Origin of the sequence: Tepidiforma thermophila, assembly GCF_002563855.1 — a bacterium.
In the GTDB taxonomy this organism is placed as follows: Bacteria; Chloroflexota; Dehalococcoidia; order Tepidiformales; family Tepidiformaceae; genus Tepidiforma; species Tepidiforma thermophila.
The window spans coordinates 1,734,696-1,761,002 of the sequence record NZ_PDJQ01000001.1 but is presented as its reverse complement, the minus strand read 5'-3'; the positions used below and the strand labels follow the sequence as shown (position 1 = coordinate 1,761,002).

The following is a 26,307-nucleotide window of genomic DNA, read 5'->3' as shown; positions in this document are numbered from 1 at the left end:
TTCTCGGGTTGAGCGGATGGGTCCTGCTTGTCCTGTTGTCGGGGTGCAGGGAGGAACGTGCGGCGCCTACCATCCCCGGGGTTGTCTCCGTAACCGCTGAGCGCGTGCGAGAGGATGGCCTGGCAACCACACGAACCGCCGTGACCGTCACATTCGATGGCCCGGCGGTCCCCGCCGAGTCCCGGATCCCGCTCGCATCCCATTTCGAGGTTGATGTGCTGCAGGCCGACGGCAGCACGAAGCGTGTGCTGGTCAGGCATGCCGAACGGAGCCCGGCCGACCGGCGACAGGTAGTGCTCGAGGTCGACGCACTTGTGACGAGGGGGAGCACGCTGCGGATTTCGCGGCGGGCGTTCGCTCCGGGCGCCGCCGGGACCATTGATGCTGAGGTGACCGGTGGACTCGAGCCAGTCATCGCGCTGCTGGCATCCGCCGCGCTCACGCCGGCGGACCCAGCGTTCTTCGACCCGCCATCACCGCGCCCGCCGGACCCGGCCGCCGATGACCCCGCCATGATGCGGCTCGAGCTCGAGCGCCACCTCCGGCAGCGGGGGATGGCTGCGGCGAGTATCGTCGAAGCCCTCGCGATCTATGACGCAATCCCGGCTGCGGTCGTGCCGTCCCCGAAACTCCGGGCTGCGCTCGCCGGGCTTGTCGGCACATTCGCCGAACCTGCCCTCGCCGATCTCCTGACAGCACAGAACTGTACCGGGCTCCCGGCAGCGTCGATCGACTTTCGCCCTCCGCCGGGGAGCGAGCGGCTGCTCGCCCGGGTGACCTACGCGGGCAACGGCGCCCGGGTTCTATCGGTCGACCCGGGCCTGCGTGACGAGCGGATCGAGCTCCTCATGCCGCTCCTCGCGCATGAGGCCGTGCACTGCGACCGTTTCGACAGCAAAGTCGAAGAAGTGGCTGCGACGGCCTTCGACACCCTCCTGTATCTACAGCTCCTCGCGGCCGACCCATCACTGGTCAGGGAGCGTACCCGGCTCGCCAGAGAGCTGCGGATTGATGCTCTCGCCTTCATCAACAGTGGAGGTGTGTGGCCCGAGTCGATCGGCGTGCTCCGCTCTCCGGGAGTCATGAAAGTTCTCCCCGACACGAACGCCCCGCAGCGCTCATTCGCGGAATTTGTCGCGCAGGCGTACCCGACGGTCACGACCCTCGAGTCGCCGACGGAACCGCTGGCGGCTGCATACATGACCGTGCTCGCAACCGCAGCGGGGATTGGCGCGGGAGACCCATTCGACCTGCGCCAGCTCGATGACCTGCTCGGCCGGGTGTTTGACATCGCTGACCTGGTCGAGGTCATCCGCGCTTTGGGCCTGGAGCCGGTAACCTGAGGCATAACTGGTTGTCGCGTTAGCACGCCGTCGTGCTAGCATTGGTAGAAATCCCGCGAACGTGGCCGCTCGTATCGAGATGGGGTTGAGGGACCGGCCCGATGAAACCCCGGCAACCTGCCCGGATGGGTAAGGTGCCAAGTCCGGCCTCCCGGGTTCTCCCTGGGGGAAAGATGAGAGCGACTTCGCTCCGAAACACGGCCCACGCGGAACGAGGAGATGCCGAGATGGTTGAGTTCCTGGGCCGAATGGTCATGCTCTAGCCCCTCACGAGGAGGGGCCTCCCGTACCGTCGACGCCGTTGCCCGCCGAGCACTGCGCAGCCGCGCCGGGGCTGCTGCGGGCCCACCGCTCAGGGAGGAAGAGCATGAGCTTTGCCAAAAATCTCCGTTGTCGCGAGTGTCACCGTGAGTACGCGCTCGAAGCGCGACACGTGTGCGACTTCTGCTTCGGGCCGGTTGAGGTTACGTACGACTACGACGCCATTCGGAAGTCGGTTTCCCGGGACCGGATCGAGCGCGGGCCGGCCTCACTGTGGCGCTACCGGGACTACCTGCCGTGCGACCCGGATGCTGCCATCGATATCGGGGCCGGATTTACTCCGCTCATTCGGGCGAAGAACCTGGGCAAGGCGCTGGGATTGAACCACCTGTACATCAAGAACGACACGGTCAACCCGACCTGGTCGTTCAAGGACCGCGTGGTGGCGGTCGCAGCCAGCCGCGCCAGGGAGCTGGGGTACGACAAGCTGGCCTGCGCCAGCACGGGCAACCTTGCGAACAGCGTGAGCGCGCACGCCGCTGCAGCCGGGATGGAGGCTGTCGTGTTCATTCCGCACGACCTCGAACTGGGGAAGGTGCTCGGTTCGAGCATCTACGGGCCGACGCTGGTGAAGGTGCGCGGCAACTACGATGCGGTGAACCGCCTCTGCGCCGAGCTGGCCGGCTCGTACAACTGGGCGTTCGTCAATGTGAATGTCCGCCCGTACTACTCGGAAGGCTCGAAGACGCTCGGCTTCGAGGTTGCCGAACAGCTCGGCTGGCGGGCCCCCGACCATTGCGTCGTACCGATTGCGAGCGGTTCGCTCTTCGTGAAGATTCGTAAGGGGCTCCAGGAGCTCTGGAAGACCGGACTCATCGATGAGCCGAAGACGCGGATGAGCGGGGCACAGGCTGCCGGCTGCTCGCCGGTCGCGACCGCGTGGCAGGAAGGTTCGATGAACTTCCGTCCGCAGCGGCCGAACACGATCGCCAAATCGCTCGCAATCGGCAACCCGGCCGACGGCTATTACAGCCTCGTGCAGCTCAAGGAGACGGGCGGCGCCTGCGGGAGCGTGACCGACGACGAGATCGTTGCCGGGATGAAGCTGCTGGCCGAAACGGAAGGGATCTTCGCCGAGACGGCAGGCGGCGTCACCATCGCCTCGCTGAAGCAGCTGGCCGAACAGGGCAGAATTCACCCTGACGAGCTCACCGTGGCGTTCATCACGGGCGCCGGGTTCAAGACGGTCGAAGCAGTGGCCGAGGCGCTCAACCCGCCGCTCGAGATTGACGCCACGATTGAGAGCTTCGAAGCTGCCTACGGTGCCCGTTTGGCACAGGGAGTCGCCTGATGGCCGTCAAACGTGTCCGGTTTACCTTTCCCGAAAACCTCATCCGGGAGCCGATCATCTACCGCCTCGGCCACGAGTTCCAGGTCATCACCAACGTCCGGATGGCCGACGTTGACGAGAAAACGGGGTGGGTTGTGCTCGAGCTCGAGGGTGAACCGGATGAGATCGAACGCAGCATCGCCTGGGCCCAGGAGCGCGGGGTCCGGGTCGACCCGGTGACGGGCGATGTGGTCGAGGGTTAAGCAGGCCCCTCCGCGTTGCAATCACTATGCCGCATGTGATCAATTTCCGAAGACGCAAGGAAGGAACAGACCGTGCCGATTCATGTCCGCATTCCCCAGCCGCTCCGACCGCTCACCGGGAATCAGCCGACGGTGACGGCGGAAGGAGCGACCCTCGCGCTGCTCGTCGACAACCTCGAGAGTGCCTACCCGGGCATCAAGGAGCGGATGGTCGACGAAGCCGGGCAGATTCGGCGGTTCGTCAACATTTATGTTAACGGCGACGACGTCCGGTTCCTGGACGGGCTCCAGACGGCCCTCAAGGACGGGGACGAGGTGAGCATCGTGCCCGCGGTCGCCGGCGGCGCGTCCTGAGGCCAGCGCCTCAGGCGTTCCGGACCGCTTCTTCCAGCCGCCGCGTTGCCTCCTGGTACGAGGTCCCGGGTTCGAACCGGATCGGCTCGCCGATGCTGACGCGCACCCGCGCCCGCGGGTGGGGCAGCCACTTCCCTTCGTAGAAGCCCGGCCGGAGCACATCGATCCGCATCGGCAAAACCGGGACGCCGGTCTCGACCGCGAGCAAGCCCGTGCCCGACTTGAAGGGCTGCATTGGACCGATGACGGTCAGCTTCCCCTCGGGGAAGATCAGCACGTTCCACCCCTCGCCAAGCATCTTCGCGACGTATTCCAGGCTCTCGCGGACGCCGGACCCCTCTTTGGCGAACGGGAAGGCGTTCCCCAGCAGACTGGCGAAAAAGCCGCGCAACCGGTTTCCGAAGATGTCGCTGGCCGCGGCTGCGATCGCCACCCGGCGCCGGAAGCCGGGGGGCATGCTCCGCAGGAGCATCGCCTGGTCGAGGTGCATGTTGTGGTTGGCGATGATGAGACAGGGCTGCTGAACGGTCGCGAACCGCTCCCGGCCGCGCACCTCCACGCTGTAGCCAATACGGAGGAGCGGGAACACAAAAAAGGAGAGGAGGGCGTGCCGAAGCCACTGGACCGTGCGCCAGCGCGGCCAGGTGGGGAACTTTCGGATGCGCACCTTCCGTTCGCCTTTGGCTACCATGCGCCGAAGCTCACCGATGGTAGTCTGCGGGCCGACGTCGGCATCGTCCACGTAGACGCCCAGCTCGTCTTCAACAGCAGAGAGCAGCTCGACCCGGGCCAGTGAATCGAGCCCGAGGTCTGCCCCAAGGTTCGTCGCATCGTCGAGCGGTGCGTCGGTGCGGCGGAGCGCCGCGATGATGCGGAGAAGCGGGTCGGCAACCTCCTGCTGCGGGGGTGCCGGCGGCGGCTGGTGTTCGCGGAGGTACGCCTCGACCAGCGGCCGGCGCACCTTCAGCGTGTGTGTCCGCGGGAAATCCGGCTCCGGCCAGGTGCTCCAGCCGAGGATCTGCTGGCGCGCATCGAGCTGCTGGTTCGCGCGCCGGACTGCTTCCGCAGCTGACCCTGGCGCGGCCTCCGCAATGACGGCGTGAAGACGAACCTGCCCATCGACGGCGAGCCCGAGGACGACTGCGTCGGTTACGCCTGGCTGCCGCCGGAGGACCGCTTCGATATCCTCCGGGTACACATTTTGTCCGTCGGCGAGGACGATGAGGTCCTTCTTCCGGCCCTTGAGGTAGAGGTAGCCATCCTGCAGGTAGCCAAGGTCACCGGTGCGGTACCAGTCGCCATCGAACGCCGCTGCGGTCGCCTCGGGCGCCTGCCAGTAGCCGATGAAGACATTCTCCCCGCGCGTCAGGACCTCGCCGTCATCGGCGATACGCACCTGCTGGCCCGGCAGCGGTCGCCCGACGCTCCCCACGCGCCGGTCTTCGCGCGGGTTGATGGTGACGATGGGTGCGCACTCGGTCGTTCCGTACCCCTCCACGACGGCGATGCCCATCGCTTCCCACTTGAGCTGGACCTCGGGGTCGAGGGGGGCGCCCCCGCTGGCGACGAAGTCCAGCGCACCACCGAACCGCGAAAGAACAGGGTGGAAGACGAGCCTCCGCCCGCGCGCAGGGAGCGGCTGGGAAATGCGGCGCATCATCCGGAGGAGGCCCAGGCGGCCGTGGGCCGCCGCCTCCCGCTCGATGCCGGCCATCAGCAGGCTGAGCACCTGCGGCACGCCGATAATCACGGTCGGCTTCCCTTCCTGCATGACGCGGCTCAGGGATGCGGGCTGCCGGCTCGCCGGGTAACAGACGGCGGCGCCGGCTGCGATGGGCGCGAAGCAGCCGGCAGTCTGTTCGAACATATGGCTCAGCGGAAGCAGCGACAGCATGCGCGTCCCCGGGCCGATATCGATGACCGACAGGCCGGATTCGACATTGGCGACAATGTTCCGGTGGGTCAGCATCACGCCCTTCGGGTCGCCGGTGGTGCCGGAGGTGAAGATGACTTCTGCCAGGTCGGCTCCCGACAGCGGAGGGCCAAGGAACGGCCCATCGAGCGGCGGGCGCACGCCCTCGAGAACGAGGGCCGGCACCTCGAGCCGGGCAAGTTCCTCGGCCTGGCTTCGTCCGGCGAAAGCTGCCTTCGGCTCAACCCTTGCCACAACGCGGGCAACGAACTCCGGCGAGCTGCGCACATCGAGCGGCACCAGCACGCCGCCGGCGATGAACGTGCCGAACATCGCGGCGACCCACTCGGGCTGGTTCGGGGCCCAGGCGATGACCCGGTCCCCCTTGCTCACTCCGCGGCTGGCCAGCAGGCGGGCCCAGGCGTGCGAGCGTCGCAGCAGCTCGGCGTAGGTGTACCGCGTGGCGCGCACGCCGGCCCGCATCGTCAGCGCCACGCGGTCGGGGTAGCGCGCTGCCGAAGCTTCGAGCAGCTCGACGAGCGTGTTCATGCAGGCAAGGAGCGCGCGAACTCGCGCACCTTCAGGTCGGCGTCACGGACGATGGGCCGGAAATGGCTGAAACAGAGGGTGTCGAAATCCAGCTCCGCCAGCCTGCGGATGGAGGCGGTAGCCTGGGCCATATCACGGGTGAACAGGCGGTGCGGGGGCATGAGCCTGCCGAATCGATACTGCATAGCATCGCCAACAATCAGCACACCGCGCTCGGGGAAGTGAAGGGCGATGGAGCCCGGCGTGTGACCGGGGACGTGGATGATGCGCATCCCGCCAAGCGCCGGGAATTCGTCGCCATCACGGAGGTAGACGTCGATGCGCGCGGGGCCCGGATCGACCCGCAACAGATACGGTTCACAAATCCGCGCAAGCAGGGCGTGCGCGAACGGATTTGGCAGGGGTTCGTCGCTTTCGACGTCGCGCGCCTCAGCCAGGTGAATCCCGGTGCGCGCCGGCACCCACCGCTGGAGTTCAGGGAGGCCGCCGACATGGTCGATGTGCGCGTGGGTGATGATGATGTCGCGGATGTCTTCGGGCGAACGGCCGATGTCGCGGACGGCTTCGAGAATACGCTCCCCCGACCCCGGGGCGCCGGTATCAATGACGGTGATGCCCGCATCGACGACCAGGTACGCGCGGGATGCCCGGGTCCGAACCTGGTAAAGCCCGGGAACGACCTCTATGCAGGGGCGAAAGGGCAGAGGCCTGAGCTCCTGCCACGCGGGACGACGATTGAGGGCTGGTTTGGTCATGCGCCGGAAGGATAGCAGAGGGAGGGGCGGTGCGGTGGCCGGCCGGAGGGCAGATGGAAGCAGAGCAGTAGGAGAAGGGACAGAACCAATTCCGGCCACCGCACCCGGGTGGGACAATGTGAAGGTTATCACGAGCGTCGCGAGCCGGGAAGCGGGCGTCCATTGAAGTTTCTCGAGGAAGCTATCGAGAGCGCGCTCACAGAATTCGAACGGCGTTCGCTTGCGGGCCGGGGACCTGTCATCCACAATCGGGAAACGGAACTCCCCTTCCGGGAGACACGACAGCAGCAAAGGAAGACGTATGGCCATCAATCTCGGCGATAACGAACGCGAAGCGGCATGGCGCAAGGAAGTCCGCGAGTTCATCGAGAAGGAGGCGCCTGCTGCCCTCCGCGCCGGCAGCGAGGGTGGCGGAGAAGGCGGCCTCTTCGCGCGGATGGGCGCCATTAAGGAATGGCGCGACAAGCTGGCAGCCAAGGGCTGGATCGCACCCGCCTGGCCGAAGAAGTACGGCGGTGCTGACATGAGTGTCGTCGAGCAGTTCATCATGAACGAGGAGTTCGCCGAGGCCGGGCTGCCCGCCAACGTCGGCGGCTTCGGCGTGATGATGATCGGGCCGACCCTCATCGAGCATGGCACCGAGGAGCAGAAGGAAGAGCACCTCGGCAAAATCCTGCGGGGCGAGGTGATCTGGTGCCAGGGCTACAGCGAACCCGGGGCCGGCTCCGACCTCGCCAGCCTGCAAACCCGCGCCGTCCGCGATGGCGATGATTATGTCATTAATGGCCAGAAAATCTGGACGACGGGCGCCCAGTTCGCGGACTGGATGTACATGCTGGTGCGCACCGACCCGGACGCGCCCAAGCACCGCGGCATCACCTACCTGCTGGTGGACATGAAGTCGCCCGGCATCACCGTGCGGCCCCTGACGACCCTTGCCGGCACCCAGACGTTCAACGAGGTGTTCTTCGAAGACGTGCGCGTGCCCGTCAAGAACCGTGTCGGCGAAGAGAACCGCGGCTGGTACGTCGGCACCACCACGCTGGACTTCGAACGCTCGTCCATCGGGTCTGCTGTGGGTATCCGCAAGCAGCTCGAGGGGCTGATGCGCCAGGCGAAGCAGGGCAAGGAGGCGAAGTTCCACAGCGACAGCGTGCGGCGCGAGTTCGCCGACCGCTGGATTGAGGCTGAGGTCGCGAAGATGCTGAGCTACCGCGTTGTCTCGATGCAGGCCGCGGGGAAGATCCCGAACTACGAGGCGAGCATGTGCAAGCTCTTCACCAGCGAGCTCAGCCAGCGCATCGCGAACCTCTCCATGCACCTTTACGGGATGTACGGCAACATCCGAAACCGCGCATCGATGGGCTACATGCAGGCGGTTTCCGCGACGATTGCCGGCGGCACCACGGAGGTGCAGAAGAATATCATCGCCACTCGGGGTCTCGGCCTGCCGCGCGGCTAATTTCGGCGCTGTTCGAGCCATCCCACGGCGCCGGGGAAAGGCTTCCCCGGGGCCGTGCTCATTGGGCGGCACACTGTGCTGACGGTCGACGGGACTGGACGAATACGCATAATGGCGGGTGGTGGGCAGGCTGCGTACGCTGGCAACCGTCGCGTGGAGGACGGCCGAATCCCTGGCCCTCGCGGTATCGGCATACCAGTCGGCTGTGACCCTGGCCGGGTACCTGAAGCGGAAAACGGCAGCGGCGCCGGCCGAGCCGCCGCCCGGCTGGCGTCCGCGTTTCGCCCTGGTCGTGTGCGCCCGCGACGAGGAACGCGTCGTAGGACGCGTCGTGGGGGACCTGCTCGGACAGGAGTATCCCTCCGAACTGCGCGACGTCTTTGTTGCGGCGCACAATTGCACCGATCGGACGGCTGAGATCGCGCGGGCCAGTGGCGCGGAGGTGATTGACGTGCACTCGGCGGTCCCCGGGAAGGCGCTGGCCATCCGGGCCGCGCTGGAGCGTATCGGTGACGGCTACGACTTCATCGGCATCTTCGACGCGGATGCGCGGGCTGAACCGGGCCTCCTGCGCGCGATCGCCGGGCGCGGGCCCGGGACCGATTGCCTCCAGGTCGAAACCGTTCCCATCGGCGACCCGGAGTGGACGGCGGAGGGGTACGGGTTCGGCCGCAAAGCCCGCAACCTCTTCTGGTGGCAGCCGCGTGAGGCCCTTGGCCTCGGAACCACAATCAGCGGCTGCGGTTGGTTCATCCGGCCCGAGCTCCTGCGGGAAGAGCTTCCGAAGGTGACGACCCTGACTGAGGACCTCGAGCTGACGGCCCGGCTGGCGCTGCGCGGCGTTCCCGTCACGTATGTCTCCGATGCCCGCGTCGCCGTCGGAGAGGCACGCGACCTCCGTACCTCCGTCCGGCAACGGCTGCGGTGGGTTCGCGGCCACCTCCTCGTGGTTGCGCGGTACTGGCCGGCCCTTGCCCTGCGCGCGGCGCGGGGCGACCTGCGCGCGCTCGACCTGGCGGCCTACCTGCTCGTCCCGACCCGGATGCTCACCCGGCTCGGCGCAAGCATGGTGGCTCTCCATGCGCTTACGCGCCGGGCAGGCGCACTGCCGATGGCCATCGCCCTCCCGGTAACGGCTGCGGAATGGCTGGTGCCCGGCATCATCGCCGTCCGGGAGCGCCTGCTCACACTAAACCGCCGCGGCGTCGAACTCGCGTTGCGGCACGGCGTGCTCAGCCTGCTCTGGTTCCCCATCGGCATCTGGGCCCTGGCAACCGCCCGGGTGCAGGCGTGGGATCCAACCCGGCGGACCCCGGCGGAGGTTTCCGATGGCCAACGCGCGCCCGGACGATAACCTGCTGGGGCTCAGCTGGACAGCCGGCGTGTTCGCCGGGGGCGTTCTGCTGCTGGCGACTGTGCTGTTTTTCGGTATCGCGACGCGGGTGAGCCTGGCAAACGACATCGACGTCGTGGCGCGGGCCGGTATCTCGCGGGTCCTGCGCGGCGGCATCCCGGACCTGATCGACACGTTCGTGCTGATCGTCCTGATGTTCGTCGGGTACGCCGCGGCGCTCTGGGCGCTGGCGCAGGGGTTCCGCTATGCGCTCCCGGCCACCATCGGCGGGATCGTCCTGTGCAGCGCGGCGATGCTCCCGGCGATGCCGCTCACCTCCCCGGACGCCGTGCACCTCGCTGCGGACGTGCGGACGTTCTGGCTGCACGGCAAGTGGCCGGCCGACTTCGGCGGCACCCCTTCGAAGGTCGATGACCCGGTCGCGAACGAAGTGCGGGTCTACCGCGACAGCCCAAGCGGCTACGGCCCGCTCGCGTACGTCATCGGAGGTGCGCCGCTCCCGTTCGTCGGCGATGGATTCCGGGCCAATCTCCTCGGCCAAAAGGTCGTCGCCGGCGTGTTTCTCCTGGCGACGGCCATCACCGCGGCCATGGTTGCACGACGGCTGGGAGGGAACGCCGCTTTCACCGCCGGGTTCATCGGGCTCAACCCGATGATGCTCTGGCAATACCCTGGCGACGGCCATAACGACACGCTGATGGCATTCTTCGGCGTCGTGGCACTCGGCCTTGCGATCGAACCCGGCTGGCGCCACCGGGCCGGAGCAGTTGCTGCCGGCATCGCATCGGTGCTCTGCAAATACGCCCTGCTGCTGGTCGCTCCGCTGCTCGCGGCGTACTGGTTTCCCCGCTGGCGGAAGGCGGTCGTCGCGGCCGCCGCCGGGCTGGGGCTGCTGCTGCTGGCGGCCTACGCATTTGATTTTGCACCAGTGCGCAATGGGACACTCGGTCCGGCCACTGCGGTGGCCCCGACGAATCCGTGGGGCGTGGTCTCGGGGTTGTTCTCACTCGGGGAGCTCGGGAACGACCGCCTGGTCTTGTTCGGCTACGTCATCGCCCTGGCCATCCTTGCTGCCGTAGCAGCGGTACACCCCCTGCAGACGGGCCGGGACCTTGCCTGCGCGGTCGCGCTTGTCGTGGGACTGTTCCTCTTCGCTGCGTCGCCGGGGTATCTGCCGTGGTACCTGGTCTGGTTTCTGCCGTTCGCGGCGATCGGCGCGAGCCGCTGGCAGCTCTGGTGGGCCGCGAGCTGGAGCGCAGCCGCCTTCCTCCCCATCCTGGCGCTGAACTGGCAGATCTCCATCAACCGGGCGTGGAACGTTCCGGAGCCGGTCCGCTGGTCGGTCGTGCTGGCCTGGACCCTGACGATCGTCGCAACCTGGCTCGGCACACGCCTGGGCGGGGGCACGACGCAAGCTTCGGACGCCCGTACGAGGCCGGGACCCCGCTTCAGCCCGCGCAAGCGAACCGACCGCACCGCCCGCCGGCGGGCCGCCCGGGCATCCAGCCGCTAACTGCCGACGCGCCGGGCGCGAATGGCAAGGTCACGCGCGAGCCGGGGATACCGGGCAAGGTCGTCGCGCCGCAGCCGCCAGAGGTCGGACCAGCGGACCGGCGCCAGCCAAATGAAGAGACCGATTGCTGCGAAGCCGGAGACGAGGTAGCTCAGTGTTGTCGCCCACGCGGCCCCGACGAATCCATATGCGGGGATGAGGATCAGGCCAGCCCCGACGCTGATGGCGAGCGCAATGAGTCCGAGCAAAAGGGCAATGCCCGGGCGTCCGAGCTGGTTGGCGAAGTAGTTGTTCAGCAGCGACTGGGGAGCGTAAAGCAGCGTGCCGATGCACAGGATGCGCAGCGGGAGCGCAGCTGCTCGGTAGTCGGGCCCAAAGAGGAACACCACGGCCCAGGGCGCCACCAGCGCGAGCGCGGCCGCCCCGGCTGTCACGATGAGGCCCGTGTGACGCACCCCGGCCGCGGTAATCCGTGCTGCCTCCTCGCGGGATTCCGCCCCCACCCGCGCAAATGAGGCCATCGCGATCGACGAAGAGAACAGCCAAAGCGCCTCAGCGCCGGCGATGGCGGAGGCGTAGATACCGGCCGCTTCGCGGCTATCGAGTGAGACAACGAGGAGCAGGTCGATACGGTAGTTGAGCAGGCCCACTACCCCCGCGAGACCGCTCACTGCCGTAAATCGCAGCATGCCAACGATGAGGTCGCGCCGCGGACGACGGTGCAGCGGCCAGGTCAGCCAGTCCCTGCCCTGGAGCACAAACGGAGCCAGCCCAACGTACTGGGCCAGTGTCCATGCTGCGAGCGCGGCCTCGGCGGTGCGGTTTGACCACACAAGGAGCACCAGCGTGAGCAGGACAAACCCGGCAGCCACTGGCAGGTTCGCCAGGAGGTTGAACCGCAGGAGTCGCCCCTCCCCGAGGACGACGCCGTTCAGGCTATTGCGGACGATGTTCGGCGGCAGGAGCAGCCCGGCGAGCAGCGCGAGCCGCCCGATTTCCCCCGGCACGAGCAGCCACACGGCCACGCCGCATAGCGCAGAGACGGCCGAAGCCAGCAGGGCCAGCAGGAGCGCGTTGCCCGCGACCTCGGCCGGGTCGCGCTTCCGGTTGGCGACGAAATAGCCCGTGGCCGCGCCGAGGCTTGTAATTCCGCCGACAGCCGAGGTGAAGACGACGGCCGAGGCATAGGCGCCGCGGTCCTCGACCGTAAGCGTGCGGGCCGTCAGGACCCCGATGACCGCCCAGAGAAAGGTGGACCCGAAGCGAAAGATGAGCGCGACCAGGCTGCCGGCGGCGATGCCCACGCCGGCATGGTAGCGCCGGCCGGCCTTACGCCACGGGGGAGAGAGCCTCGATGAGCTGTGGACCGACCGACGACGGGGCGAATCGCTCGACGTTGCGGCAGCCCGCGAGCCGCAGCCGTTCCGCCAATCCGGACTCACCCAGTACTCGCGCCAGCGCCCGGGCAAATTCTGCCGCCGGGTCGGCGGAAGCAAGAGAGATGACGATGGCACCATCTCCTGCGATTTCGGGGAGCGCCCCACCATCGCTGCACACCACCGGCAGGCCACAGGCTTGAGCTTCAATGACGGGATAGCCGAAGCCTTCCGCCACGCTCGGCTGGGCCAGGACGTCGCACGCGGAGTAGGCGGCCGACAGGCACTCACCCGAGAGGGGACCCAGCTCAACCAGGCGGCCTTCAGCAATGAGCGCTCGGGCTTTTTGTCTGAGCTGACGGTTGAACCGCTCGCCAACCCGCACGAGGACGGCGCCGCGCATCCGGGGCTCGGACATTGCGTCGATCAGCAGCGGAAGATTCTTGTAGCCGACGGTGTGTCCCACTGAGAGCACACGGGCACCGCCCGGGAGCGGATGCCCATTGCGAGCCAGGGTCTCCTCAGCCACCTCCCGAGGCATTCGTATGAGACCTCCTGGCAGAGCGTTCGGCACAATGCGGGTCCGGGCCGGGGGTACAGAGAGTCGGTCCCGGACATCCCGGGCGACGGAGCCGGAGACCGCCAGCAGGGCATCGGCGGCCCGCAGCCGGGAAAACGGCACCTTCAGGGCGAGTGGTTTCGTCACCCGCTCGAGCCGGCCAGCCCAGTACCGCTCGGGGTCAAGAGCGAGGAGCCCGTGCACTGCCACCACCACGCGGGTGCGGCGGAAGAGCGGCGCATGGTGCGCCAGCGCCACGTCGGCGATGAGGACGCTGTCGATGCCGCCGGCCATGGCTGCCCGAACAGCCGACGCTCTCCGCCATCCCGCGGCGGACGGATGGCGCAAAACATACCACCCCCACCACGGCGCCCTGGCCCGGGTCACGTCCACGCCGAAGTCTCTGAGGATTGTCGCCGTGGTCTCCGCGAAGCGGTGAATGCTGACCCACCGCCATCCCGGGTACGGCTCAAGGATCAGGACGCGCACGGCGTTGAATCGTACGATCGGTGCGGGACGCGTGCCCAGGGCGCAGGTCTGGTAGCATCATACCGAGCGACCCGAGCACATCGGGCCGATGCGGGCGTGGCGTAGTGGCAGCGCGCGACCCTTCCAAGGTTGAGGTGCGGGTTCGATTCCCGCCGCCCGCTCCAGTTTCCCCGAATCGAACACTTCCCAACCGGGTAGACAGAGCCGGGATACAGCCATCTGCTGTGCGACGGCCACGGCCCTGCCTGCGTTGCCGGGGAACCTCCCAAGGCTCCAGAGTGCCCTGAGTTTGCCACCGCTTCTCGGAATATTTGGCTTGCGATCCTCAGACGAGGGCGAGGGCGTCGACCGGTGTGCCACGCAGCGAGAACGGCCCGGCATGGTCTATCCGCACCCTGACGAGCTCGCCGATGCGGGCCGGTGCGTCGAGATGCGTCAGCTTGCCCGTCCGGGTCCGGCCGAACGGCTGCCCGTTCCGGATGCCCTCGACAAGGATCTCCTGTTCCGTGCCGACGTACGCGCGGTTCAGCTCCTCCGAGATGCGGGCTTCGAGTGCTTCGACGCGGTGCAGGCGCTCCGACTTGACATCGGCGGGCACATCATCAGGGAGCTTGCGCCACGCGATCGTTCCTGGCCGCGGGGAGTAGGCCGCCACATGCACTTTGTCGAACCGCACCTCTTCGAGAAGCGAAAGCGTCTGCTCGAAATCGGCTTCGGTTTCGCCGGGGTAGCCGACGATGACGTCGGTGGTGATACCGGCGCCAGGCATCAGCTCGCGCACCTCGCGAATCTTCTCGAGGTACTCCTCCCGCGTGTACCCGCGGCGCATCGATTCGAGGACCGCGTTGCTGCCCGCCTGGACCGGGAGCGAGAAGCACTCCATGACCTTCGGCAGCTCTGCGACCGCCTCGAGGATCGGCCGGGTCATATCCTTCGGGTAGGACGTGAGGAATCGAATGCGGTCGAGCCGTTCGAGCTTCGACAGTTCCCGCATGAGGTCGCCGAGGTCCGGCTGGTCGGGCAGGTCGTGTCCGTACGCCTCGACAGTTTGCCCCAGCAGGGTGACTTCGCGTACACCGTGGGCCGTGAGGTAGGCCACCTCGCGCACGATCTCATCGATCGGCCGGCTCCGTTCCCGGCCGCGCCGGTACGGGACGATGCAGTACGTGCAGAACTTGTTGCAGCCGTGCACCACGGGAACGTACGCCGTTGGCCCCTCGGGCACGGCGTAGGTGCGCGGCCAGAACTCTCCGCCGAGGTCCTCGGCGGGTTCTTCGACGAGCGCCATAATCGGGTCGAACTGCTGGGGCCGGGCGAAGACATCGACCTGCGGGAACCGTTTTTCGAGTTCGTCGGTCTTGAGTCCGACCATGCAGCCCATGACAGCGACCTTGATGCCGGGCCGCTCCGCCTTCAATTGCCGGATGCGGCCGAGCTTGGAGTAGGCGCGGTCTTCGGCGTGCTGGCGGACGCTGCAGGTGTTCAGGACAATGATGTCGGCCCGTTCCATGCGGTCGACCTGCCTGAGCCCGAGGCGCAGGAAGCCGGCGGCCAGCTTTTCGCTGTCCGCCTTGTTCATCTGACAACCGACCGTCCAGAGATAGAAGCGTTGGGTCATGGGAACCAGGTGAAGCGTGGCGGAGGGGGAGGGATTCGAACCCTCGACCGAGTTACCCCGGAACCCGCTTAGCAGGCGGGCGCACTAGACCACTATGCGACCCCTCCAGTGCCGCCTCAGCCTCATTGTATGGCCGGCCGGGGAGTACCGTCACCAGCAGCAGGGCAGACCGTTGCGCAGGCCGGGATACACTCCATCCGTGGCCGTCGCCGTTGTGGTCGTTATCTTCACAGTCCGACAGGACCGCCTCAACGTTCTGCTCATCGAACGGGCGGCGGAGCCGTGCAAAGGAGAATGGGCGCTCCCCGGCGGCCTGCTCCTGCCCGGCGAGACGCTCGACGCGGCAGCCCGCCGGAAGCTGGAGGACGAAACGGGCGTTTCGGATGTCTTCCTGGAGCAGCTGTACACCTTCGATCGCCTGGGCGAAGGGAAGGCAGAGGTGGTCGTTTCGTATTTCGCGCTGGTCGACATCGGGCGGACACGGCTGCGCAGCGAGAGCGAATGGCGCCCGGCGTGGCATCCGGTCCACCCGACGCCGCCGACCGCCTTCGAGAACGACCGGGTCATCGCCTATGCCGAAGAGCGGCTGCGCAACAAGCTGGAGTACACGAATGTCGTGTACAGCCTGCTCCCGGAGCGGTTTACGCTGACTCGGATGCAGCAAACGTACGAGGCGATCCTCGGCGAACGGCTGGACAAGCGGAACTTCCGGCGACGAGTCGTGGGGCTCGGCATCGTGCGGCCCACCGGGCGGTTCGAGAAGCAGGGAGCGCACCGCCCCGCGATGCTGTATGAGTTCACCAGCCGCAAGCCGATGATTCTCTAGCGAATTGCGGGGCGCCGGTTATGCTGTGGCTGTGTTGAGCTGGCCGGGCCACTCGTTCACCGCTTACCGGTTTTCAGACTCGCCTGCTCAGAAACCCAACCCGGGGCGCGGCAGTCGACCTGCGGGCCTGCCTCGAGTTGCGTGGGAGGGCGAAGCGCTGCCGAGTTCGGCTCCAACGCAGCCCTTGTCCCGGGGGAGGCCTCAACCCGGCAAGGAGGCGGTTCACCCTGCTTCGGGTCCAGGCAACTGGCCTGGTCGAACGGCAGCTCCCGCTGGCAGGCCCGGACGGATGGCACCGCTCAGGGGCACACTGGAGTGCCGCCGGGTGCCGCCCGCGAGCGCTGCCGCGGCGGAAACCGGGAGGAGACTTCAGGCCGGGCCAGCCGGGGTGGTGGCGTGAGGCGGCTGTTTCCCGTCACCAGGATCCCGTTGCTGGTCTTCCTCGCTACGATTGCCGGGTGCGGCACCGGCGGCGACAGAGCCGGGCCGCCGGTTGCGTATGTCACCGACGTCGCAGCTGGTGCGGCCGCCGATGAGCGGTCCTCCCCGCGCCTGGCAGTCGCAGCAGCGGCAGACCTGCGGCTCGCGCTCGAGGCGCTTCGCCCCGCCATCGAGGCCCACTGCGCGACGGCTATGACGACGACGTACGGCTCCTCGGGCCAGCTGGCGCGGCAGATTTCCTCCGGGGCACCGTTTGCCCTGTTCCTTTCAGCCGACACGTCCTACGTCGCGGAAGTTGTTCGTTCGGGTCGGGCTGCCCCGGCTTCCGCGGCGATCTATGGGCGCGGCCGCCTGGCAGTCGTTACCCGGGCCGGCGTGCCGTTGCCGTCATCACTGGAGGACCTCTCCGATGCCCGGTATCGGACCATCGCCATCGCGAATCCCGACCACGCCCCGTACGGCCGGGCCGCCTATGATGCGCTTCGCAGCGCCGGCATCCTCGACCGGGTGGAGGGCCGCCTCGTCCTGGGCGAAAACGTCCGCCAGGCGGTGGAATATGTCGACAACGGGAACGCCGATGCCGGAATCGTCGCGCTTGCGCTGGTGATTGGCCGCGGTGCGGACGGTTACCTGCTGGTCCCTCAGGCTCTCCATGAGCCGATTACCCAGGCGGGCGTCGTCATTCGGGGAACAGAGGCCGAGCGTACCGCCCGCTGCGCGCTGCAGTACCTGCTCGACCCCGGCGGCCAGCGGGTGCTGGCAACCTACGGCTTCGAGCCAGCCAGGGAGTAGGTCGTTTGGACACCTGGGGCGACCCGCTCCGGATCTCCCTGCTTGTCGCAGCCTCGGCCACAGCGGCGTGTGTCGCGGTGGGCACGCCGCTCGCATGGCTGATTGCCCGGGCGCGGCCGCCTGTAGCCCAAGTGCTTTCGGCGGCAAGTCTTCTGCCACTGGTGCTGCCGCCGACAGCCGTTGGCTACTACCTGCTCTGGCTCCTGGGTCGCGAAAGCCCGGTGGGCCGGTTCCTGCTTGACGACCTCGGTGTGCAGCTTGTTTTCACGTGGCCGGGCGCAGCGCTGGCGGCAGCCGTGGTCTCGCTGCCGCTCTACGTACGGACCGCGACGGCCGGGTTTGAACAGCTCGACGAGGAGATCCTGTTTGCGGGCCGGACGCTTGTCGCTCCGTGGCGGCTTTTCCTGTTCGTCGTCGTTCCGCTGGCCTGGCCGGCGCTGGTGGCGGCATCGCTCATCGCATTCGCCCGCGCCCTGGGCGAATTCGGCGCCACCGTGGTTGTTGCGTCCAGCATCCCCGGCCGGACGCGGACGCTTCCGGCCGCGATCTACGACGCGCACCTCGCCGGGGACAATCGGCTTGCGAACGAACTTTCGCTCATTGCGCTCATCATCGGGTTCGTGCTGGTCACGCTCCTGACGGTCGCCCTCCACGCCGCAGTCCGGCGGAGCCACGGCCAGGATGCTTGAGGCACGGTTTCGCCTGGAGCGCGGAGCTTTCGAGCTCGAAATCCAGCTCGAAGCGCCTCCGGGTGTCACAGTCCTGTTCGGACCGTCAGGGTCGGGGAAATCGCTCACTCTGCGGGCCATCGCCGGGATTGTCGAGCCCGACGCGGGGCGCATTGCCGTTGAGGGGGCCGCAGTGTTCGACCGCGCGGCAGGCATTTCCGTTCCGCCGCACCGGCGAGGATTTGGGTACGCGGGCCAGCGTCCCGCACTTTTCCCCCACCTGACGGTTCGCCAGAACGTTGCTTTTGGGCTGCGAGACCACAGCCGGGCGGACAAGGATGCGGTGACCTCAGCGCTGCTTGCGCGATTCGGCCTGGCCGGGTTCGAACAGCGGCGGATCGGGTCGCTGAGCGGAGGCCAGGCGCAGCGTGTTGCGCTGGCCCGGGCGCTTGCCCCCGGTCACCGGGTGCTGCTCCTGGATGAGCCGTTCTCGGCCCTGGACGAGGCGCTCCGGCAGGACTTGCGAGTGCTCCTGAACGACCTGGCCCGGGAGCGCGAGCTCGTCATCATCTTCGTGACGCACGATCTGCGGGAGGCGCACCTGCTCGCCGATCGGCTGGCGGTCCTCGATGGCGGCCGGGTGCTCCAGGCCGGGCCCCGCGACGCGGTCTTCCGGGCGCCCTCAAACCGGCGGGTAGCCGAGCTGCTGGGGGCGGTGAATGTGTTCCCGGCCACCGTCATCCGCCGAAACGAGTCGACGCTGGTCTTCACTGCCGCCGGCTGGGAAGGCCTGGCAGCCAGCTGGAGCGGCGACCCGGCACCGGGCCAGGCGGTGGACGTGATGATTCGGCCGGAGCGTGTGGTGATGCGCCGCGGCACTCCGACCGTCAACGCGCTGCCGGCGCGCATCGTTCGGGAGTTTGACTACGGGAACAGCCGCATCCTTCACTTCGAACCAGACGGTGCAGGCCCGCGCCTAGTAGTCGAACTTGCCTCGCGGCCGTACGACGTGCTCGATGTCCGGTCGCGGAAGAGCTGGACACTCGAGCTTCCGCCGGAGGACCTGCACGTTATGCCGGCACCGGCTCCCGCTGCGCGATGACGCAATAGAGCGGGTCCGCACCCGGTCCGGGGCTGAGGTTAAATGCCCTGGGCTGTCCAAATCCCCTGGCATGGGCAAGGTAGAGCGCTATCAGCTCAGCATGGTCGCGGTCGTCGAGAGCGCGCCAGACCGCTACCGCCTTGGTAGGGAAGCATCGGTTCGAATAGGCCACGGCAACAATGCCGCCCGGGACCAGGACCCGGGCAACCTCAGCGAAGACCTCCGCCGGCCTGGTGAGGTACTGGACTGAAAGGGAACAGATGACAGCGTGGAAGGTGGCATCCGGCCACGGGAGCGCCGGCTCGCGGTTCAGGTCCTGGACGACCCGCTCGGTCAGGCGGGGGTTCTCTTCCAGCTCGACGCGGTTCATGCCGAGCCCGGCCACCGGACCGAGCTGGAGCTCCTCCGGGAGGTGGGAGACCCAGCTCGACATCAGGTCGAGCACCTGGCTGCCGGGCGGGATGATGCGGCCGTAAAAGTCGGTCAGCGCTGCCGTGGCCGCGTCGTCGAGATGGGTGACCAGCCGGGGCTCGCGGTAGAAGAGGGCGTCGTCGGACTCGTCCTCGCGCGCGAAGTACTCGGGGCGCAGTTCGGGAAGTTCTTCGGCGGCGTCAGGCACGGGAAGCCGCCAGCGGGGCACCCTGCTCCAGCACGGCCTCGTAGAAGCGGGCGCGCGGGTGGGTAGCGAGGATGCCGTCCGGCATGCCGCCGGCGTGCGCCCTGCGGAAGGCGTCGGACTGGGTCCAGTTGACGAACGCCTGCCGCGACTCCCAAATGGTGTGGGAGATGTAGTCGCCGGGCTCGTCGCCCTTCAGCAGGGCGAAGTGGATGAAGCCCGGGACTTCGGAAAGATAGCTCTCACGGGTCCGCCAGCCGGCTTCGAAGTCGGCCTCGCGCCCGGGATTCACCTTGAACTGATTCATCGCAATGAACACAACGCACCTCCGAGTGCCGCACTGCCGCCAGTGTATCCCAAGGAGCGGAGAACGGAGCGCAAGCCTCACCTGCCGCCGAAACCGCGACGGAGGACCCGCGGCCGGAGCACAGGCCGCAGGGTGACAGCCGGGCCAGACAAGCTTCGAACACCCGACGGGGCCAACCGGGGTGGCGGCGTCTGTTGCACGGGGCGCGGCCGCACCGGCCGCCGAGCGGTTCAAGCCCGGCTCTGCGCCGTGGTGCCGCCTCCACCGGTCTCGCAATCGAGGATACGTCACAGTTCAAAATACCATCCCCCATGCCGGAAAGGCGCTGCGAAGCGGCCATCACCTGGAAGTCAGCGCACGGTCAGCTGGTCGTGGACCGCGCGGGCAACCCGCCTTACGAGTTCCCAGTTCCAGTCGCCCTCGGCCATGACCGCAATCACGTATGCGCCGCGCTCGGTCTGCACGAACGCGACATCACGGGTGGCGCCGGGCCAGGTGCCGGTCTTATTTCCGACGCGGAGCACGCCCGGCATGCCGTCGAGCGCAGCGGGGATTCCGGCCCGCACCTCCTGAGCGGTAAGGAGCTCCAGGGCGTGGTCGCGCTGCGCCGCCGACATCCCGTCACCGCGGGCGATGGCCGCAAGGACGAACGCCAGGTCGCGAGCAGTCGTGGGGAGGCCAGGGTCGTTGACTGAGAACCGCTCAGCCCCGAGCGCGCGGAGTGAAGCGTCGATCTCTCCCGGGCCAAGGAACCGCAACAGAGCGACCGCGGAGGCGTTGTCGGAGAACGTGATCATGGCCTCCAGCGCCTCGCCAAGGGAGACTGTCCCATCGGGTGCGACGGGCAACCGGTCAATGGTGCCGAGGTCTTCGGCGCGGGCCTCATCGGTGACCGGTATGCGGTCGGTGTAGCTGAGGACGCCGGCGCTGACGCGTCGCTCGGCTTCCAGCAGGATGGCGAGCTTGAAGGTGCTGGCGGCGTATCCCGGGAGGTCGGGGTTGAGCCCGCCGAGCCATTCGCCTCCTGGGGTCATCACCGCGACGCCAGTGGATGCCGCTTCGTCTGTCGTGAGGACGGCCCGGATGGCCGCTTCAAGGGCAGCGGCCTGGTCGCCGCCGGACGGGCCGGCGGCACGGGAAGCGTCAACCAAATGCCCGGCGGACCCGCCCGTCCCGGCGGCGCGTGTTCCGGCGCCGGTGGAGTCGGGCACCATGTGCCCGGCGACGACGGCGAGCAGGTAGACGAAGGCTCCGGTCGCGGCGGCCACGGCCAGCAGGAATTCCCATGGTGTCCGTTCAGCTGGACCGCCCGGAGGGGAGGTACGGTTCACCGGCAGGGCCATTGGTTGCCCCCAGGAATGCCCCCGCCGTCGCGATCATACCGCGCCGAGCGCAGGAACGCTGGCGATCGAGCGGAGGCGGCCGTAGCCTTCGGGGCCGTGGAACCGCTGCCGCTCCAGTTCGCCGACATCCTGCGCGCGTACGACCGGGTCGCGCCCGTGGTGCACCGCACCCGGTTCGCGACGAGCCGCCACCTGGACGAACTGACAGGGCTGCGGGTGTTCCTGAAGTGTGAGAACGAGCAGCGGACCGGTTCGTTCAAGATTCGCGGAGCCTACAACCGGCTCGCCCAGCTCTCGGCCAGCGAGCGCGCCCGCGGGGTCGTGGCTGCCTCAAGCGGAAACCACGCCCAGGGAGTGGCGCTGGCTGCCCGCCTGCTCGGCGTGCGGGCGACCATCTTCATGCCGGACGACGCCCCGGCGGCAAAGCTGGATGCGGCCCGGGCATACGGCGCATCGGTTGAGCTGTACGACCGGCGCTCGGCGCTCCCCGCGGACCTCGTGGCGCACTACACAGCCGAAACCGGCGCGGTACCGGTACCGGCGTTCGATGATGTGGCGGTCATGGCGGGACAGGGCACGCTGGCGCTCGAACTGCTGGCAGAAACCGGCCCGCTCGAGGCAGTTGTGGCACCGCTGGGCGGCGGCGGCCTTCTCTCCGGCATCGCGACGGTCGTTCGTACGCTCATCCCTTCAGCGAACGTCTTCGGCGTAGAGCCGGCGGACGGCGACGACTGGGTGCAGAGCCTAGCCGCCGGCCGGCCGGTGCTCATCGACCCGCCATCGACCATCGCGGACGGGGCGCGGACCCGGCAGCCCGGGGAGCTCACTTTCGCCGTTGTCTCGAAGCTGGTCTCGGGGGTCGTGACCGCGACGGACGATGAAATCCGGTCGGCGGTGCGGTTCCTCGCCCTGCGCGCAAAGATGGTCGTGGAGCCGACCGGCGCGCTCGGCGTGGCCGCCCTCATGGCAGGCCGGCTGGCCATTCCGCGCGGCAGCCGGGTCGGCGTGGTCATTTCGGGCGGGAACGTGGACCCCAGGGCGCTCGGGGCGCTCCTCGCAGGGAGCAGGTAAGGGCAGTCAGCCGCGGGACGGCGATGCTGCGATGCAGCTGGTACCCCCGGCAGGAATCGAACCTGCGCCTTCGGCTCCGGAGGCCGACACTCTATCCGCTGAGCTACGGGGGCCTGCCGTTCATGTTATCGCGTGGGGCGGCTCCGCGCACGGCTCAAGGGGGCGCCTCAGGCATTAGCAAATGCGATAAGTGCCGCTCCGAAGAGCACGGCCTGCAGGAGCGCTCCGCTTGTGAAGAGCCAGAGCCCGGCTGCGCGCTCGAAGGCGTGCAGCGCCGCCCCGGCAAGGACGTTGCCGGCGTAGATGGCGGCGGCGAGGTAGGCGATGCCCAGGAGTTCCGACCGGTCACCCACCCGGACGATGCCGCCAAGGGCGGGGAAGGAGAGTTCGACGACCTCCGGCAGCCCGGGGTAGGAAGCGAACACGTACCCGCAGACCACTGCACAGAGTGCGCCGCCAAGCCCGACAGCCCAGAGCGCAACCCGGTCCTGCCAGAGGGGAAGGGCAGCCGGCCCAACGCGCAGCGACCGCTGTTCGCCCCGCTCTTCAACGGGCGCGAGCGCGGCGCGAGCCTGGATCGCTTCGGCAAATGCCGCCTGGTCCTGCACCGTGAGCCCGTATGCCTCGCCGTCGGTGACGACGTACAGCAGCTCCTCCGGCTCAGCGTGCGTCGAGTAGAACAGCGTGTAGCCGACACGCTTCACGTCGCCAGCGCCGACGTGGCAGCCCCACCAGTTGAGCCCCTGTACCTCCGGCGGCTCAAGGGTCCGGCCGGGGACCAGCCGCTGGATGGAGGCGATGGGTACGACGACCCGGCGCCACCCCCAGCGGATCTCGAGGGCGTCTGGACGGATGGTGTAGGCCAGCGAACCTACCGCATAGGCCCAGGCGGCGAACAACAACGCCAGCAGGAAGGCGCCTGCCGCCACGAGCCAGGCGAGAAATGTCTTGAACTCTGGCGAGGCGCCCCACGCGATATTGCCGGCAATCACCGCGACGGCTGCCGCCCAGGCTGCGAAGGCGCCACCAATGATGACGCCCATTGCGCGGGGCGGCCGAAAAACGGTCGCAGTCAGTTCGCGACGCGGATGCGTGCCGGCGTGCACCATGCGCGGTACTTTTCGTTCTTGCCCCGGATGCAGTCGTAGTAGAGCTGGCTGAGCTTCTGGGTGATAGGGCCGGGCCGGCCGTCCCCAATGAGACGGCGGTCGATTTCGACGACGGGGGTGAGGTGCGCGGCCGTGCCGGTCATAAAGACCTCATCGGCGATGTAGAGCTCCGTGCGGTCAATCTCCCGCTCAACCAGCTCGATGCCGAGTTCGTTCCGGGCGAGTTCGATCACACTCTTCGCGGTGATGCCTTCGAGCACGTTATCGGCCGGGGTGGGCGTAATCAGCCGACCGTTGCGCACGATGAAGATGTTCTCGCCGCTGCCCTCGGACACATGGCCGTTTTCGTTGAGCATGATGGCCTCGTCGAAGCCATTGGCGTTGGCTTCGGTCTTGGCGAGGGCGCTGTTGACATAGATGCCCGTCACCTTGGCGCGGGGCGGGATGCCGGTATCCTGGACGCGGCGCCACGTGCTGGTATGGCAGCGCGCGACCTCGGGGAGGTAGGCCGGGAACGGCGTGAGGAAGATGAGGGTGTCGCTTTCAAGGTTATGCAGGCGCACGCCGAGCTGCTCACTCGACAGGTAGACCATCGGCCGCAGGTAGACGTCCTCAGTGAAGCCGCTCCGTTCGACGAGCTCGACCGCGATTTCGCACAGGCGGTCGACCGAGTCATGCATCTGGAGCATGAGGATCTTGGCGCTCTGCTGGAGCCGCTCGAAGTGTTCGCGCATGCGGAAGAGGTAAACCGTCTGGTCCTCTTCGTTCCAGTTTCCCCGGATCCCTTCAAATACCGCCGTACCGTAGTTGAAGGCGTGGGTCATGACGCCGATCTTGGCTTCGCTCAGCGGCACGATTTTTCCCTGGAAGTACGCGTACGGTGTCGGCATGGGTCTCCTCGTCCCGGCGGCCCGGGGTTTCCGAAAGTATACGCCTGCGTTCCGTTTCGGGGCGCCCTACTCGAGCCCGCGGCTGAAGAAGGTGGGCTCCCGGCACTCCGGGATTTGCGGCTCGAGCTGTGCCAGCCGCCGCCGGACGTCGTCGGGCGGCAGCGGCGGCGGTGTAGTAACGACCGACGTCGGGTCTTTCAACGCTGCCTCGAGATAGGCGACAAACTGCCGGTTGTACTCGGTGAGGTCCGGCGGCGGGTCGATTTGCCGCATGGTCGCCGCGAATTCTTCAATGACCGCGGCGATGGCCTCGGGCGTGGTCGCGCTGATGAGTGCATCGGTGACGCGGTCAATGCCAATGCAAACCGCCCGGAGGTAGTCGGTGTCGTTGCCGGTTCCGCGGGGCTCGCTGCCCTCGTCGTCGCCGCCGCACGCAGCGGCAACCAGGAGCACCAGGAGGAGGACGGCGGCAACGAATTGCGAACGCACGGAGGCATGGTACACCGTCCACCGGATGCGGGCGTTCAGGCCCGTTGACGCCCGCGAGACCTTGTCACAGCAGGATGCGTTTCATGGCCGAGCGCGGCTCCCGGCGCCAGTTGACGATGAGCGCCCGTTCGACACCGTCCCGCTCGACCCGCTCGATGCGGCAGCGGTCCCGGCGCGCCAGCGCCGTTGCTGCGCGCCCGCACCATGCCGCGGCACCCTCAGGGGCCGCTGGAAGCGGCGCATCGCCCGGGAAGCCTTCCCAGTGCGCCACGCCGAGCCGGAGCAACCAGCCGAGGATGAGCTCGGCCAGCCCGAGATGGAAGTCACGGTCACCGAAGGTCGCAAGGTAGCGCTCGCGGTTCGAATCGGAGGCAGTCAGCAGGGCAGTCGCACCAAGGTGTGGAAGTGCGAAATCAGAAGCTTCCCGGTAGACCTCGCCCAGCGGCGGGACGCGCGCCAGCGACTCGGCGGAGCGGAAGGGGTGAAGCCGAAATTCTGCCGCGTGGAGGTCGGGCGCTTCGCCGATCCCGTCCCCGTCCAGCCAGCCGGACCACTCTTCGGCCGCCGACTGGAGGTGCGACAGCGCGGCAGCCTCGAAGTCGGCTGCTGCCCGCACCAGCACGGCCGCCGAGGAGTAGTCGCCCCATTCGAGGGCATGGAGAGCCTGGAGGCGTGCGAGCCAGCCGCGTGACCACGGGCCCAAGGACGCTGCCATTACGCGGTTTCGGTACTTCGCGCCGGCGCAGGCCTCGGCGTGCTGCCCTTCGATCTCCAGACCTTCGAGGACGAGAGCGACGTCCTCCCCGAGGACGAAGGACGTCTGGCGGTACGCATCGCTACTCCCGGGCAGGTCAGCGGGCGGCCGCGGAGCGCGGGCGGCCCGGCCGTTGACGCGCGGCGGCGAAATCCTGCGGGCGCTCATGGTCCCGGGTTCATCGCCGCCTGGTAGCGGGCCACTACGGGGTCCTCCAGCCACGCGCCGAGCTGTTCGGCCCGGCCCGGCAGCGCCCGGCACATGTCGACCACATGCATCGGGTCGTGTTTGCACCAGCCGCGGAGGTAGGCGCCAAGGGATACTGTGGCCGGGGGACGTTTCGTGTCGCCGGCGAACCGGATCGGTCGCCCCAGGTCATCGTCGGTTAGTGCAAGGAGGTCCCGCTTGAGCAGGTCGCGCTCCCGCCGGGCCTCTTCCAGGAGCGCTGCGACCGAATGTTCCCGACGCTCCCGGACGCGGTGCTCGTTCCACGCGTCAACATCGAACCGGTTGCCATCGGCAGTGCGGAGGCCGGCGTCTTCGCCCCGCCGGACGGCGCGGAACATCTCGGCAACCGGCGCGTCAATGGTGGCAAGGTGGGCGATAAAGTCGCGGATGAGCCAGGTTGAACCCGGAACGGGCCGCTCAAGCTCTTCCGCGGTCAGCGAGAGGCAGAAGTGCTCGAACCGTGTGCGATGGGCATCCAGTTCAGCCACGATGGCGTCCAGCTGGCTCATTGCGCAGCCTCCGGTTCTGTCGTT

25 protein-coding genes, 3 tRNA genes and 1 riboswitch are annotated in these 26,307 nt (G+C 67.9%); of the genes, 13 read left to right on the top strand and 15 right to left on the bottom strand.

The window, feature by feature from the left end; genetic code table 11:
- Positions 1–140: 140 nt before the first annotated feature.
- The 4 genes from A9A59_RS08530 to A9A59_RS08515 all read left to right on the top strand — a co-directional run bounded on the left by A9A59_RS08530 (position 141) and on the right by A9A59_RS08515 (position 3,551).
- The gene (locus A9A59_RS08530; RefSeq protein WP_098503869.1) at positions 141–1,343 is read left to right on the top strand and encodes a hypothetical protein; all 1,203 of its coding nucleotides are present in this window, start codon (positions 141–143) and stop codon (positions 1,341–1,343) included.
- Positions 1,344–1,411: 68 nt separating this feature from the next.
- A riboswitch (SAM riboswitch) is annotated at positions 1,412–1,523 on the top strand.
- A gap of 187 nt (positions 1,524–1,710) precedes the next feature.
- Complete coding sequence (thrC, locus tag A9A59_RS08525) at positions 1,711–2,955, top strand: threonine synthase (RefSeq protein WP_098503868.1); 1,245 nt, start codon at positions 1,711–1,713, stop codon at positions 2,953–2,955.
- The gene (locus A9A59_RS08520; RefSeq protein WP_098503867.1) at positions 2,955–3,197 is read left to right on the top strand and encodes an NIL domain-containing protein; all 243 of its coding nucleotides are present in this window, start codon (positions 2,955–2,957) and stop codon (positions 3,195–3,197) included. The genes thrC and A9A59_RS08520 overlap by 1 nt, the downstream gene beginning before the upstream one ends.
- A gap of 72 nt (positions 3,198–3,269) precedes the next feature.
- The gene (locus A9A59_RS08515) at positions 3,270–3,551 is read left to right on the top strand and encodes a ubiquitin-like small modifier protein 1 (protein WP_098503866.1); all 282 of its coding nucleotides are present in this window, start codon (positions 3,270–3,272) and stop codon (positions 3,549–3,551) included.
- A 10-nt stretch (positions 3,552–3,561) separates the two neighbouring features.
- On the opposite strand, the gene A9A59_RS08510 is transcribed toward A9A59_RS08515, so the two are convergent.
- Together A9A59_RS08510 and A9A59_RS08505 are read right to left on the bottom strand one after the other, a co-directional pair.
- Positions 3,562–6,012, bottom strand: a complete 2,451-nt coding sequence (locus A9A59_RS08510) for an AMP-binding protein (protein ID WP_098503865.1) — start codon at positions 6,010–6,012, stop codon at positions 3,562–3,564.
- Positions 6,009–6,767 carry an MBL fold metallo-hydrolase gene (locus tag A9A59_RS08505; protein ID WP_165772600.1) on the bottom strand — a complete coding sequence of 253 codons (759 nt, stop codon included), beginning with the start codon at positions 6,765–6,767 and terminating at the stop codon, positions 6,009–6,011. Before A9A59_RS08505 ends, A9A59_RS08510 begins: the two co-directional genes overlap by 4 nt.
- 301 nt (positions 6,768–7,068) lie before the next feature.
- Between A9A59_RS08505 and A9A59_RS08500 the strand changes: the two genes are divergently transcribed.
- The 3 genes from A9A59_RS08500 (at position 7,069) to A9A59_RS08490 (ending at position 11,096) form a co-directional block, all read left to right on the top strand.
- A complete protein-coding gene (locus tag A9A59_RS08500; RefSeq protein ID WP_098503863.1) occupies positions 7,069–8,229 on the top strand; it encodes an acyl-CoA dehydrogenase family protein in 1,161 nt (386 codons plus the stop codon).
- Positions 8,230–8,350: 121 nt separating this feature from the next.
- Entirely contained in the window at positions 8,351–9,583 is a 1,233-nt protein-coding gene (locus tag A9A59_RS08495; protein ID WP_165772599.1) for a glycosyltransferase, read from the top strand.
- Complete coding sequence (locus A9A59_RS08490) at positions 9,558–11,096, top strand: MptA/MptB family glycosyltransferase (protein ID WP_098503861.1); 1,539 nt, start codon at positions 9,558–9,560, stop codon at positions 11,094–11,096. The genes A9A59_RS08495 and A9A59_RS08490 overlap by 26 nt, the downstream gene beginning before the upstream one ends.
- Here the strand turns inward: A9A59_RS08490 and A9A59_RS08485 are convergent.
- A complete protein-coding gene (locus A9A59_RS08485; protein WP_165772598.1) occupies positions 11,093–12,400 on the bottom strand; it encodes an MATE family efflux transporter in 1,308 nt (435 codons plus the stop codon). The two genes, A9A59_RS08490 and A9A59_RS08485, sit on opposite strands and share 4 nt — an antisense overlap.
- A gap of 25 nt (positions 12,401–12,425) precedes the next feature.
- Positions 12,426–13,520: a glycosyltransferase gene (locus A9A59_RS08480; protein WP_098503859.1), complete on the bottom strand. Its 1,095-nt coding sequence runs from the start codon at positions 13,518–13,520 to the stop codon at positions 12,426–12,428.
- Between the two features lie 90 nt (positions 13,521–13,610).
- Between A9A59_RS08480 and A9A59_RS08475 the strand changes: the two genes are divergently transcribed.
- A tRNA-Gly gene (locus A9A59_RS08475) sits at positions 13,611–13,684 on the top strand.
- A 161-nt stretch (positions 13,685–13,845) separates the two neighbouring features.
- Here the strand turns inward: A9A59_RS08475 and miaB are convergent.
- Positions 13,846–15,138 carry a tRNA (N6-isopentenyl adenosine(37)-C2)-methylthiotransferase MiaB gene (gene miaB / locus A9A59_RS08470; protein WP_098503858.1) on the bottom strand — a complete coding sequence of 431 codons (1,293 nt, stop codon included), beginning with the start codon at positions 15,136–15,138 and terminating at the stop codon, positions 13,846–13,848.
- A gap of 17 nt (positions 15,139–15,155) precedes the next feature.
- Positions 15,156–15,245: transfer RNA gene (locus tag A9A59_RS08465), tRNA-Ser, on the bottom strand.
- A gap of 92 nt (positions 15,246–15,337) precedes the next feature.
- Here A9A59_RS08465 and A9A59_RS08460 point away from each other — a divergent pair.
- The 4 genes from A9A59_RS08460 (at position 15,338) to A9A59_RS08445 (ending at position 18,967) form a co-directional block, all read left to right on the top strand.
- Positions 15,338–15,964: an NUDIX hydrolase gene (locus A9A59_RS08460; RefSeq protein ID WP_165772597.1), complete on the top strand. Its 627-nt coding sequence runs from the start codon at positions 15,338–15,340 to the stop codon at positions 15,962–15,964.
- 396 nt (positions 15,965–16,360) lie between these two features.
- The gene (gene modA, locus A9A59_RS08455; RefSeq protein WP_165772596.1) at positions 16,361–17,197 is read left to right on the top strand and encodes a molybdate ABC transporter substrate-binding protein; all 837 of its coding nucleotides are present in this window, start codon (positions 16,361–16,363) and stop codon (positions 17,195–17,197) included.
- Between the two features lie 5 nt (positions 17,198–17,202).
- Positions 17,203–17,886: a molybdate ABC transporter permease subunit gene (modB, locus tag A9A59_RS08450; protein ID WP_098503855.1), complete on the top strand. Its 684-nt coding sequence runs from the start codon at positions 17,203–17,205 to the stop codon at positions 17,884–17,886.
- On the top strand, positions 17,879–18,967 hold the full coding sequence (locus tag A9A59_RS08445; RefSeq protein WP_098503854.1) for an ABC transporter ATP-binding protein: 1,089 nt from the start codon (positions 17,879–17,881) through the stop codon (positions 18,965–18,967). Before modB ends, A9A59_RS08445 begins: the two co-directional genes overlap by 8 nt.
- Here the strand turns inward: A9A59_RS08445 and A9A59_RS08440 are convergent.
- The 3 genes from A9A59_RS08440 to A9A59_RS08430 form a co-directional block, all read right to left on the bottom strand.
- Complete coding sequence (locus A9A59_RS08440) at positions 18,936–19,586, bottom strand: class I SAM-dependent methyltransferase (protein ID WP_181950231.1); 651 nt, start codon at positions 19,584–19,586, stop codon at positions 18,936–18,938. The genes A9A59_RS08445 and A9A59_RS08440 overlap by 32 nt on opposite strands.
- A complete protein-coding gene (locus A9A59_RS08435; RefSeq protein ID WP_098503853.1) occupies positions 19,579–19,902 on the bottom strand; it encodes an antibiotic biosynthesis monooxygenase family protein in 324 nt (107 codons plus the stop codon). The genes A9A59_RS08440 and A9A59_RS08435 overlap by 8 nt, the downstream gene beginning before the upstream one ends.
- A gap of 338 nt (positions 19,903–20,240) precedes the next feature.
- Positions 20,241–21,158 (bottom strand): serine hydrolase, encoded by a 918-nt coding sequence (locus A9A59_RS08430; RefSeq protein ID WP_133117566.1) that lies wholly within the window; start codon positions 21,156–21,158, stop codon positions 20,241–20,243.
- A 171-nt stretch (positions 21,159–21,329) separates the two neighbouring features.
- Between A9A59_RS08430 and A9A59_RS08425 the strand changes: the two genes are divergently transcribed.
- Entirely contained in the window at positions 21,330–22,304 is a 975-nt protein-coding gene (locus tag A9A59_RS08425) for a threonine ammonia-lyase (protein ID WP_278286846.1), read from the top strand.
- A 38-nt stretch (positions 22,305–22,342) separates the two neighbouring features.
- Here A9A59_RS08425 and A9A59_RS08420 read toward each other — a convergent pair.
- The 6 genes from A9A59_RS08420 to A9A59_RS14105 form a co-directional block, all read right to left on the bottom strand.
- Positions 22,343–22,417: transfer RNA gene (locus A9A59_RS08420), tRNA-Arg, on the bottom strand.
- A 54-nt stretch (positions 22,418–22,471) separates the two neighbouring features.
- Positions 22,472–23,413: a PH domain-containing protein gene (locus tag A9A59_RS08415; RefSeq protein ID WP_098503850.1), complete on the bottom strand. Its 942-nt coding sequence runs from the start codon at positions 23,411–23,413 to the stop codon at positions 22,472–22,474.
- Complete coding sequence (locus A9A59_RS08410) at positions 23,377–24,303, bottom strand: branched-chain amino acid transaminase (RefSeq protein ID WP_098503849.1); 927 nt, start codon at positions 24,301–24,303, stop codon at positions 23,377–23,379. The genes A9A59_RS08415 and A9A59_RS08410 overlap by 37 nt, the downstream gene beginning before the upstream one ends.
- A gap of 66 nt (positions 24,304–24,369) precedes the next feature.
- Positions 24,370–24,792, bottom strand: coding sequence for a hypothetical protein (locus A9A59_RS08405; RefSeq protein ID WP_098503848.1), 423 nt, complete (start codon positions 24,790–24,792; stop codon positions 24,370–24,372).
- A gap of 64 nt (positions 24,793–24,856) precedes the next feature.
- Positions 24,857–25,714, bottom strand: a complete 858-nt coding sequence (locus A9A59_RS08400) for a hypothetical protein (RefSeq protein WP_098503847.1) — start codon at positions 25,712–25,714, stop codon at positions 24,857–24,859.
- Positions 25,711–26,283 carry a DinB family protein gene (locus A9A59_RS14105; protein WP_165772595.1) on the bottom strand — a complete coding sequence of 191 codons (573 nt, stop codon included), beginning with the start codon at positions 26,281–26,283 and terminating at the stop codon, positions 25,711–25,713. The genes A9A59_RS08400 and A9A59_RS14105 overlap by 4 nt, the downstream gene beginning before the upstream one ends.
- Between the last annotated feature and the right edge of the window lie 24 nt (positions 26,284–26,307).

Excerpts from the sequence above, each read along its gene's own strand:
- thrC (WP_098503868.1), top strand. The coding sequence starts at position 1,711 with ATGAGCTTTGCCAAAAATCTCCGTTGTCGCGAGTGTCACCGTGAGTAC.
- A9A59_RS08520 (WP_098503867.1), top strand. The coding sequence starts at position 2,955 with ATGGCCGTCAAACGTGTCCGGTTTACCTTTCCCGAAAACCTCATCCGG.
- A9A59_RS08510 (WP_098503865.1), bottom strand. The coding sequence starts at position 6,012 with ATGAACACGCTCGTCGAGCTGCTCGAAGCTTCGGCAGCGCGCTACCCC.
- A9A59_RS08505 (WP_165772600.1), bottom strand. The coding sequence starts at position 6,767 with ATGACCAAACCAGCCCTCAATCGTCGTCCCGCGTGGCAGGAGCTCAGG.
- A9A59_RS08500 (WP_098503863.1), top strand. The coding sequence starts at position 7,069 with ATGGCCATCAATCTCGGCGATAACGAACGCGAAGCGGCATGGCGCAAG.
- A9A59_RS08490 (WP_098503861.1), top strand. The coding sequence starts at position 9,558 with ATGGCCAACGCGCGCCCGGACGATAACCTGCTGGGGCTCAGCTGGACA.
- miaB (WP_098503858.1), bottom strand. The coding sequence starts at position 15,138 with ATGACCCAACGCTTCTATCTCTGGACGGTCGGTTGTCAGATGAACAAG.
- A9A59_RS08445 (WP_098503854.1), top strand. The coding sequence starts at position 17,879 with ATGCTTGAGGCACGGTTTCGCCTGGAGCGCGGAGCTTTCGAGCTCGAA.
- A9A59_RS08415 (WP_098503850.1), bottom strand. The coding sequence starts at position 23,413 with ATGGTGCACGCCGGCACGCATCCGCGTCGCGAACTGACTGCGACCGTT.
- A9A59_RS08410 (WP_098503849.1), bottom strand. The coding sequence starts at position 24,303 with ATGCCGACACCGTACGCGTACTTCCAGGGAAAAATCGTGCCGCTGAGC.
- A9A59_RS08400 (WP_098503847.1), bottom strand. The coding sequence starts at position 25,714 with ATGAGCGCCCGCAGGATTTCGCCGCCGCGCGTCAACGGCCGGGCCGCC.
- A9A59_RS14105 (WP_165772595.1), bottom strand. The coding sequence starts at position 26,283 with ATGAGCCAGCTGGACGCCATCGTGGCTGAACTGGATGCCCATCGCACA.